At 63.4% G+C, this 9,090-nt stretch carries 10 protein-coding genes, 1 other RNA gene and 2 pseudogenes; 6 read left to right on the top strand and 7 right to left on the bottom strand.

Annotation, left to right across the window (positions count from 1 at the left end; translation table 11 throughout):
* A partial coding sequence (locus tag EOA27_RS10715; RefSeq protein WP_281059406.1) for an AsmA-like C-terminal region-containing protein occupies positions 1-1,781 on the top strand: 1,781 nt, incomplete at its 5' end.
* Positions 1,782-2,043: 262 nt separating this feature from the next.
* On the opposite strand, the gene EOA27_RS10710 is transcribed toward EOA27_RS10715, so the two are convergent.
* The 4 genes from EOA27_RS10710 to EOA27_RS10695 all read right to left on the bottom strand — a co-directional run bounded on the left by EOA27_RS10710 (position 2,044) and on the right by EOA27_RS10695 (position 3,818).
* Positions 2,044-2,271: a ribbon-helix-helix domain-containing protein gene (locus EOA27_RS10710; RefSeq protein ID WP_042644100.1), complete on the bottom strand. Its 228-nt coding sequence runs from the start codon at positions 2,269-2,271 to the stop codon at positions 2,044-2,046.
* Between the two features lie 9 nt (positions 2,272-2,280).
* Positions 2,281-2,478 (bottom strand): DUF4169 family protein, encoded by a 198-nt coding sequence (locus tag EOA27_RS10705; RefSeq protein WP_126082040.1) that lies wholly within the window; start codon positions 2,476-2,478, stop codon positions 2,281-2,283.
* A 9-nt stretch (positions 2,479-2,487) separates the two neighbouring features.
* Positions 2,488-3,018 (bottom strand): SspB family protein, encoded by a 531-nt coding sequence (locus tag EOA27_RS10700; RefSeq protein WP_042644144.1) that lies wholly within the window; start codon positions 3,016-3,018, stop codon positions 2,488-2,490.
* 116 nt (positions 3,019-3,134) lie between these two features.
* Positions 3,135-3,818 (bottom strand): TetR/AcrR family transcriptional regulator, encoded by a 684-nt coding sequence (locus EOA27_RS10695; RefSeq protein ID WP_126082041.1) that lies wholly within the window; start codon positions 3,816-3,818, stop codon positions 3,135-3,137.
* A gap of 210 nt (positions 3,819-4,028) precedes the next feature.
* Between EOA27_RS10695 and EOA27_RS10690 the strand changes: the two genes are divergently transcribed.
* Complete coding sequence (locus EOA27_RS10690) at positions 4,029-5,234, top strand: multidrug effflux MFS transporter (RefSeq protein ID WP_126082042.1); 1,206 nt, start codon at positions 4,029-4,031, stop codon at positions 5,232-5,234.
* Positions 5,235-5,278: 44 nt separating this feature from the next.
* Here EOA27_RS10690 and EOA27_RS10685 read toward each other — a convergent pair whose 3' ends face one another.
* A complete protein-coding gene (locus EOA27_RS10685) occupies positions 5,279-5,836 on the bottom strand; it encodes an AAA family ATPase (RefSeq protein WP_126082043.1) in 558 nt (185 codons plus the stop codon).
* A gap of 99 nt (positions 5,837-5,935) precedes the next feature.
* Positions 5,936-6,296, bottom strand: a transfer-messenger RNA (tmRNA) gene (ssrA, locus tag EOA27_RS10680).
* Between the two features lie 168 nt (positions 6,297-6,464).
* Here ssrA and EOA27_RS10675 point away from each other — a divergent pair.
* Together EOA27_RS10675 and EOA27_RS10670 are read left to right on the top strand one after the other, a co-directional pair.
* Entirely contained in the window at positions 6,465-6,776 is a 312-nt protein-coding gene (locus EOA27_RS10675; RefSeq protein ID WP_042644091.1) for a DUF2853 family protein, read from the top strand.
* A gap of 142 nt (positions 6,777-6,918) precedes the next feature.
* Positions 6,919-7,713, top strand: a complete 795-nt coding sequence (locus EOA27_RS10670) for a thymidylate synthase (RefSeq protein WP_126064619.1) — start codon at positions 6,919-6,921, stop codon at positions 7,711-7,713.
* A gap of 5 nt (positions 7,714-7,718) precedes the next feature.
* On the opposite strand, the pseudogene EOA27_RS10665 reads toward EOA27_RS10670, so the two are convergent.
* A pseudogene (locus EOA27_RS10665) lies at positions 7,719-7,927 on the bottom strand (molybdopterin-binding protein).
* A gap of 161 nt (positions 7,928-8,088) precedes the next feature.
* Here EOA27_RS10665 and modA point away from each other — a divergent pair.
* Together modA and EOA27_RS10655 are read left to right on the top strand one after the other, a co-directional pair.
* Positions 8,089-8,883 (top strand): molybdate ABC transporter substrate-binding protein, encoded by a 795-nt coding sequence (gene modA, locus EOA27_RS10660; protein ID WP_127256113.1) that lies wholly within the window; start codon positions 8,089-8,091, stop codon positions 8,881-8,883.
* A 22-nt stretch (positions 8,884-8,905) separates the two neighbouring features.
* A pseudogene (locus EOA27_RS10655) lies at positions 8,906-9,090 on the top strand (molybdate ABC transporter permease subunit); the annotation flags it as partial.

Raw genomic sequence — 9,090 nt, 5'->3', positions numbered from 1 at the left:
ACACCGACGTCTCGGCGAAGGGCTCGGTCGCCGGCGGTCTCGCGACCAGCTTCAATCTGACCGCCGACGACTTCAGGGCGAGCTTCGACGGAACGGTCGCCGATACGGCGCAAGGCCCTACAGCCAAGGGCAAGGTCAATCCTGAAGCCGCCGATATCGAGCCGTGGCTGATGACCACAGGGGTAGGCCTGCCCGGCATGGGAATGGGCACGTCGACGTCGCTGGCGGCCGATGCCGATTTCGGCAACGGGCTCCTGGTGCTGAGCGGCCTCACCGGCTCAATCAACAAGGCGGCGGTGTCCGGCGACATCAACATCGACGCCAAGGATGGGCTGCCGCATCTTGCCGGGGCGCTGGCGCTTGACGAGCTCGACCTCGATCCACTGGCGGTCTCGCTGTTCGGCGACCAGTCCTTCGCGTCCGCCAAGGGCGGATGGCCGACGACGCCGTTCAGCCAGAAGTCGACCCTGCCGTTCAACGCCGACCTCGATCTCGACACATCGGCGCTGGCCGTCGGGCCCTTCGCGACTGCGCATGACGCCGCCTTCTCGCTGAAGCTCGATCGCGAAGGCATCCACGTCTCCGATCTCAAGGCGAAGCTCTATGGCGGCGATCTGACCGGCCTGCTCGACCTGAAGAACACGGAAGGCACCGGCCTGTTCTCCGGCCAGATGCGACTGGCCGGCGGCGATCTTTCCGCGGTCCTGCCGGGCGCCGGTATCGGCGGCAGCGGTGATCTTTCGGCGGCGCTGTCGACCAGCGGCAAATCGGTCGACGCCATGATCGCCGCTCTGTCCGGATCCGGCACCGCAGCCCTGAAGGGCTTGAAGGTGGGCGGCATCAATCCGGACGGCTTTGCCGCCATCATCGCCAAGGCCGATGCGATCGGGCGCGACATCGACACGGCCAAGACGGCTGAGTTCGCGCCGCAGATCGCCGGGGAGGGCAGCTTCGCCGCCGGCGACACGGACGTGGCCTTCACCGTCGCCAACGGGACGCTGCGGGCGCCGCCGATCAGCCTCGACAGTCCCGGCGCGAGCTTGTCCGCCGATGTGACCGCCGATCTCAACACCAGCACCGTCACCGCAAAGGGGACATTGACCTATCGTCCCGGCGACGAGGCGCTGGTCGGCTCGGAGCCTGCCGTCAATTTCAGCCTGGCCGGCCCGGTCGGGGGCGCTGCGCCCCAATTCGACAGCGGTCCGCTGGCGCAATTCCTGACGCAGCGCGCGCTGGAGAAGGAGCAGCAGCGGGTCGAGGCGATGCAAGCGGCGCTGCTCGAGAAGCAGCGGCTGCGACGCGAGGCGCGCTATTTCGCGGCGCTGCAGACGGAGCGCGACAAGGCGGCCGAGGAGTTGCGCCGGCAAGAGGAAGAAGCGCGGCAGAAAGCCGAGGCGGAGGCCAGGGCGAAAGCCGAAGCAGAAGCGCAGGCACAGGCGGAAGCCGAGGCAAAAGCCAAGGCCGACGAAGAGGCGAAGGCGAAGGCGGAAGCCGACGCCAAGGCGCAGGCCGAAGCGGACGCCAAGGCGAAGGCTGATCAACAGGCGAAGGCCGAGGCCGAGCAGCGGGCTGCGGACGAGGCGGCCAAGGCGCAGGCCGAGGCCGATCGCAAGAAGGCGGAGCAGGCGAAGCTGGAAGCAGCACGCAAGGCGGCTCAGCAGGCGCCAAAGGCGGACCAGTCACTCCCCGGCGTCAATGACGGTTCGAGTCCGCCGCCGGCCAAGCCGAAGGCCAATCCGTTCACGATCGACAATCTGCTGAAGTCGCTCGACGGCGGTTGAGCTTTCGCGCGGCGGAGCTGGTCCCCAGCACAGGGATTTGACCGGTCGGCTCTGCAAAGCGCGTCGCAATCTTTCAGATTCGCTCCATGCGCTTTAGGTTTTTGATTTTGCGCATGTCTTTATCCCGAAACCGGGTCCCACTTTCGGGAGACATGCTTTAACGTTGGCAGGGGGCAAGCGTTGGAGATCGGCCGAAACGCCCATCGCGATCGTTGTTGGGCGGCCTCAAGCAATCCCCGGCGATCCGGTTTAAAAGCAACCCTCAGGATCCAGCGCCGCCGCGTTTCGCCCAGGCCAGCACATAGAGCCTCAGCGCGGACGACAGGTTCGCGTCGCGGGTGCGCGTCTCATCGATCTCGGCGACCAGGGCCGCGAGCGACAGCGAACGCTGCGCGGCGATGGCGACGAGGTCGTCGTAGAAGGGTTGCTCCAGGGAAAAGCTGGTGCGGTGACCACGGATCGTTACCGAACGTTTTTCGACCGCGGCCATTGCTTTGACTCAGCGCTTGCCGGGGTCGTCGGGCTTTTCCCGGCGATGGCCGGCCATGAATGTCTCGGCCTTCTCCGATGTCAGCCGGTCGCGCTCGCGCTCCGCCTTCGAGCGGCCGTGCAACGCCCGGTTCTCGCTCGCCTGGCGTTCTTTCTCGCTGCGCGCTTTCTGCTTGCGGGCCTGGCGGAGATTGATGACCTCGCCCATGGCGCCGGACTACTTCTTGCGGAAGGCGTCGAGCGAGACGACGTCGGCGCCTTTGCCGCCGGTCTCGGCGACCGCCGGCTTCTTTTCGCTCTCGGCGGCCTTCTTCTTGGTTTCCGGCTTCTTCTCGGGAACGACGGCGATCGGTTCAGGCGCCGGAGCGGCGGCCTCGTCTTCCACGCTCTCCGTCTTGACGTCGAATTCGAGCTCGAAATTGACCGACGGATCGTAGAAGCCGCGAACCGCGGAGAAGGGGATCTCGAGCTTTTCTGGAACGTCGGAGAAGGAAAGTCCGACCTCGAAGCCGGCATCCGTCACCTTGAGGTCCCAATACTGGAACTGGATGACGATGGTCATCTGCTCCGGATAGCGCTCGCGCAACCGCGACGAGATGCGCACCCCCGGCGCGCCGGTCAGGAAGGTGATGAAGAAATGATGATTGCCCGGAAGGCCGGTGCGCGCGACCTCGGCCAGGACCTTGCGCATGACGCCGCGCAGTGCCTCCTGGGCCAGAATGTCGTAGCGGATGTGGTCGTCGGCCATGTGATGGTCGGGTTCCGTTGAATCGTCCGCATAGCTGTAATCAAGCTTGAGCGCGGCGTAAACCGCATATAGGCGCAAAGCGGTGAGGCCAAGAGGGGCGCCAGCGATTTGATCGCTCAGGCGTGAACGAGTGTGGCCTGTTTGCCGGCTGGCGACTTCTTTCTGACGAAGGCGCTGAGGAAGGTCTGCACGCCGTTGGTGGCGGAGCGCAGCACCTCTTCCTCGGTTGGCACGCCGCCTAGCATGAACGTGATCTGAAGCTCGGCGTTGACGAGGGCAAGGAACTGGCGCGCCGCGACGTCCGGATCGCCGATCGAGAGATGCCCGGCAAAGGCAAGCCGGGCGAAACGGGCGGCGAGCGCCGACCATGTGCGGCCCGGGCCCTGCTCGCGCCATTCCGCAAACAGTTCCGGATAACGCTCGCCTTCGGCCTGGATCAGCTTGCGCAGGAAACGGCCATCGCGGTTGCAGATGCAATTGCGGTTCATGCGCACCGCGAAGGCGATCAGGTCGGCCTCGAGGTCGGTGGGCTGGTCGGGGAAGCTGGCGATGGTGCTGAAGATGCCGGCATTGCAGCGCTCTGTCAGATCGCGCACGACGGCGACAAAGAGGTTTTCCTTGTCGCCATGATGGTTGTAGACGGTCTGCCGCGATACGCCGGCCTCGGCCGCGATCAGGTCGATATTGGCGCCGGCATAGCCTTCGCGGCAGAAGACGGAAGCGGCTGCATCCACCACCGACACGCGCTTGGCCTCATGGCTGCGTGGCGGGAAAGTGTCAGGAGAAACGCCGTGCCTCATGGAAATCCATATAGCGGTGATTGACGAATTGGACAAGCCTGTCTAAATTTGTGGACACAACGAAGGGAAATCCCGCTGAAGAGACGAATATGTTCGCCTGATAAGGCGAATGAATTCACTCTCATTGTAGGATTCCCCGCGGGATGGAACGTCCTGGGTTCAGACGCCGGTATTGAGCGGCGGCAACCAGATCCGAAAAGAGCCTTTATCATGAGTCCCAAATTCCTCCGCATCGCGGTCGTGCTCGGCTTGTTGTCCGCGATCGGCCCGTTCGCGATCGATATGTATCTCCCCGCGCTGCCTTCGATCGGCCAGGACCTGCATGCCGGCACCGCCGCCGTGCAGATGAGCCTTCTGATCTTCTTCCTGTCGATGGGTTTCGGGCAGATCGTCGTCGGGCCGATCTCCGACATGGTCGGCCGCAAGGCGCCGCTTTATGCCGGCCTCGCGCTGTTCATGGTCGGCGGCGTCGGCTCGGCCATGGCGCCGAATATCGAGTGGCTGATCGCCTTCCGCTTCCTGCAGGGCCTCGGCGCCAGCGCCGGCATGGCGGTGCCGCGCGCCATCGTGCGCGACCTGCACACAGGCAATGAGGCCGCCAAGCTGATGTCGCTTCTGATGCTGGTCTTCTCGGTGTCGCCGATCCTGGCGCCGCTGACCGGCAGCCAGATCATCGAGAGTTTTGGTTGGCGTGCCGTGTTCTGGACCGTCACGGGCGCGGCTGCCTTGGCCACCATCCTGATTGCCACCTCGCTCAAGGAGACGCGGGCGGTTGAAGAGCGGGCCGGCTCGTCCTTCGGCACGGCGCTCGCCGGCTACCGCTACCTGATGGGCGACCGCAATTTCCTGGGCCTGGTGGCGATCGCCGGCTTCGGCATTGCGAGCTTCTTCGTCTATCTGTCGAGCTCGTCCTTCATCCTGATCGACCATTACGGCCTGTCGCCGTCGGTCTACAGCGTGTTCTTCTCGATCAATGCGGTTGCCTTCATCGGCATGTCGCAGCTGACGGGTCTCTTGGCAGACCGCTTCGGGTTGAAGCGCGTCGTCTGGGTTGCGGTCACCGGCTATGCCACTGTCATGGTGGCGCTGTTCGCGATCATGGCTTCGGGCGTCGACCGGCTCGACGTGATGGCGGCGCTGTTGTTCGTCGGCTACGGCTTCCTCGGCCTCGTCATCCCGACCAGCTCGGTGCTGGCGATGGAGGAGCATGGCGAGATCGCCGGCACGGCCTCGGCGCTGATGGGTACGTTGCATTTCGCCATCGGCGCGCTGGCCATGGGCGTCGCCGGCATCTTCTTCGACGGCACGCCGCTGCCGATGGTGGCGGGCATCACGCTCTGCGCCGTGATCTCGTTCACGCTGGCCAAGCTGACGCTCGGCCGCGCGCGTGAAGCGGTCGAGGCGCCGGCAGAGTAAGGCGCCTCGAAAAGCCCCAAAAAGGCCGGCTCGTCCGGCCTTTTTCATATCTGCCGCAAATCCGCTTGATCGATGACGAAGCGCACCCGTTCTTCAACCGAGGCAAGAGGTAAAGGCACCAGTTCATAACCGAGCTCCGCATAGACGCCGGTCACTGAGCGGAATGTGCGCTCGGCCTCGCCCAGCGTCTGCTTGCGCTCCTCGTCCTGGGTGAAAATCTCCGGCCAGGGCGGCGTCACGAAGACGCGGCGCGCGTAGCGGAATTTTTCCGCAGCGCTGGCGACATGATCCGGCACCGGCAGGCCGCAGAGCCTGAGATAGCCGATCGTATCGGCCACGCCGCGGTCGAAGAAGACCGGACCGGTCTCGCCGTGCGCGGCGTGCCAGGAGCGCAGTTCCCACGACAGCATCAGCTCGGCAAAGAGCCCGCGGTCCTGCCAGGGAAGGGCAGAGCCGCCGATGGCCATCTGGTCGCGGATGATCCCGCGCCCGGCTTCGGGGGCCGTCGCGAAACCCTTGGCCTGCAACGCTACGATCAAGGTGGTCTTGCCGGAACCCGGACCGCCGGTCAGCACGAAGAATCGGTCGCAATCGTTTTGCATCGGCTGTCCATGGAGGATGAGTGGCAAGGCCGTGCCGCGCATCAAAGCGCCGGACGAGCCTTGGCCGTTCGATTATTCGGAAGAAGCAAAAAGGGGGAAGGTGGAGGTTTCTGTTGCCAGGTACCTCCGAACCCCGCCTAGAAGTGCGAACCGCTAGGGCTTGATTTGAAGCGTTCGCGCCGCATTAAGCAGCGAGACGAGCTTCCGCATAGTTGTCGTTGGCAACTATAAGTTTAGCCCGATGACGGTGGTACAATGCCGGGCAAAAGTACGATCTTTACACCTTCGTCGATCCTATTTCGCCCCCAGCAAAAGCCGCTCCGTCAGCCAGAGCGGTTTTTGGTGGAGGCGCCGGGTACCGCCCCCGGGTCCGAACGGCTTATTTCATCGCCTGTTTATCGCCATAGTCGGTCAGGCCGACGAAGCGAATATAGGGACCGATGAGGAAAAAATAAAGGCCAAACCGGCGCCTATCCGGTTATGCCAAACTGTGCAGCCAAGGGTTGACTTGCGCGCCCACTCAATCAAATCTCGCTCCCGGTGAGGAGTCTCTGACCTAGCGCAAAGGTTGCGCGACGCGCCACAACCCTCATCGACCGGATTCGTGGCGCCGACGAGGGGAAGTTCGATGGCCGACTATCTTGCGGATGTGAAGAAATACGATGCCGGCGCCAGCGCCGACGCGGTCGATAAGATCGTTAAGCATTTGGGTATTGCGCTCAGGAACCGCGATTCCTCGCTGGTGTCCTGCACCGACCCGAAGGAACTCGATCGTGTTCGCGAGAATTGGATCGGCAAGAAGCTCGGCATCGCCGATGCCGCAAAGGCGAATGCCTCGATCGAGAAGACCTGCAAGGCCATGCAGGCGGACAACACCAAGAGCCGCGTGACCTTCTACTACCTGGTTGCCAAGGATCTCGGCAAACTCGGCTCTCTCTGAGTCCTGGCCACACGGCAGCCGGCACGAAACCGTGCCGGCACCGTGGGCTTTTGGGTGCGACCCGCATCCGCAGCCGCTTTGCGGTGTTCGACCGGCTGTCGGTCGGGTATGATTGGCTGTAACCCGAATCGAGGCGGAGCCGATGCGCCAATATCTCGACCTGTTGAAGCATGTGCTGGAGAACGGCAGCGACCGTGGCGACCGTACCGGAACCGGTACGCGCTCGGTGTTCGGCTACCAGATGCGCTTCGACCTTTCGCGCGGCTTTCCCGTCACGACCACCAAGAAGCTGCATCTGAAGTCGATCATCCACGAGCTTCTGTGGTTCCTGGCCGGCGACACCAACATCAAATATCTCAACGACAACGGTGTCACAATCTGGGACGAATGGGCCGACGAGAATGGCGATCTCGGCCCGGTCTATGGCAAGCAGTGGCGCTCATGGCCGGACGGACATGGCGGGGAGATCGACCAGATCGCGGGCCTTTTGAAGGAGATACGCCGGAATCCCAACTCGCGCCGGCTGATCGTCTCGGCCTGGAATCCGGCCGAAGTCGAGGCGATGGCGCTGCCGCCCTGCCACTGCCTGTTCCAGTTCTATGTTTCGGAAGGCAGGCTCTCCTGCCAGCTTTACCAGCGCTCGGCCGACATCTTCCTCGGCGTGCCGTTCAACATCGCTTCCTATGCCCTGCTCACCATGATGGTGGCGCAGGTGACCGGGCTGAAGCCGGGCGACTTCGTCCACACGCTGGGCGACGCGCATCTTTATTCGAACCATTTCGAGCAGGCGCGCGAGCAGATGCGGCGCACGCCGAAGGCTCTGCCGACGATGTGGATCAATCCGGAGGTGAAGGACCTGTTCGCCTTCCGTTTCGAGGATTTCCGCCTCGAGAATTATTTCGCGGACGCGAATATCAAGGCGCCGATCGCGGTTTAACTCGCTCAGTCGATGCCGACCATGACATCCGAGGCCTTGATCACCGCATAGGCCTGCTTGCCCTTCTCGAGCGCAAGGTCGGCGGCCGCCTCATTGGTGATCGATGCGGTGACGATTACGCCGCCGCCGATGTCGATCCTGACATGCGAGGTGGTCGCTCCTTGACGATCTCGGTGACCTTACCCTTCAGGATATTGCGGGCGCTGATCTTCATGCGTCTCTCCTTGAGCAGCGCTGTTTCCGATTTATCGTAGACCGGGACCATGCCGGCCCACAATGCCACGACAGGCGAAAAGCCTTTCCTTGTTATGTTCATCCGGATATATCGGTCTGAGGCTTCGAGCCGTACGGATTTTGAAACCAGGGAGAGACTTCATGACGGGCACGGGTTTCGGGTTGAAGGCGATCGCTATTGGAGGTTTCACGGCAATGCTGATGGCGGCGGTGACGGCGGCACGTGCCGACGACAAGGTCGTCGTGTTTGCCGCGGCAAGCCTCAAGGACGCGCTCGATGCGGTCAGCAAGGCCTGCGAGCCGGAAGTCGGCGAGGCCGCCACCATTTCCTACGCGGCAAGCTCCGCCCTGGCCAAGCAGATCGAAGGCGGCGCGCCGGCTGACGTCTTCGTGTCGGCCGACCTCGACTGGATGAAATATCTCTCGGACAAGAAGCTGACCAAGCCGGACACCGAGGTGAAGCTGCTTGGCAACCAGATCGTGCTCGTGGCGCCGAAGGATTCCACGGTCGAGACTAAAGTCGAGAAGGGCTTCGACGTCGCCAAGCTGATCGGCGACGGCAAGCTTGCCATGGGCGATTTCAAGGCCGTGCCGGCCGGCAAATACGGCAAGGCGGCGCTGGAATCGCTGGGCGTCTGGTCGTCCGTCAAGGGCAAGGTCGCGCAGGCCGAGAATGTGCGTGCAGCCTTAAAGCTGGTGTCGACGGGCGAGGCGGCGCTGGGCATCGTCTACGCCACCGACGCGCATGCGGAGAAGGGCGTCAAGGTCGTAGGCACCTTCCCGGAAGATTCGCATCCGCCGATCATCTACCCGATTGCCCAGATCGCGGATTCGAAGGACAAGGATACGGCTGCCTTCCTGAAATGCGTCGAATCGGCCAAGGCCGCCGAACTCTTCAAGGAGCAGGGTTTCACGGTGCTCGCGCCGAGCAACTAAGAGAGATCGCGCAAACGCTGACATGAACTGGCTGCTGGACCTCACTCCCGACGAATGGAATGCGGTCCGGCTGTCGATCAAGGTGGCGACGGTGGCGATGATCGCCAGCCTGCCGCCCGGCATCCTGCTTGCGCTGCTGCTGGCGCGAGGGCGTTTCTGGGGCAAGACCCTGCTCAACGGGCTGGTGCATCTGCCGCTGATCCTGCC

It is taken from the genome of Mesorhizobium sp. M2A.F.Ca.ET.037.01.1.1, assembly GCF_003998075.1.
Classification (GTDB): domain Bacteria; phylum Pseudomonadota; class Alphaproteobacteria; order Rhizobiales; family Rhizobiaceae; genus Mesorhizobium.
This window is presented reverse-complemented; position numbering and strand designations above follow the sequence as displayed.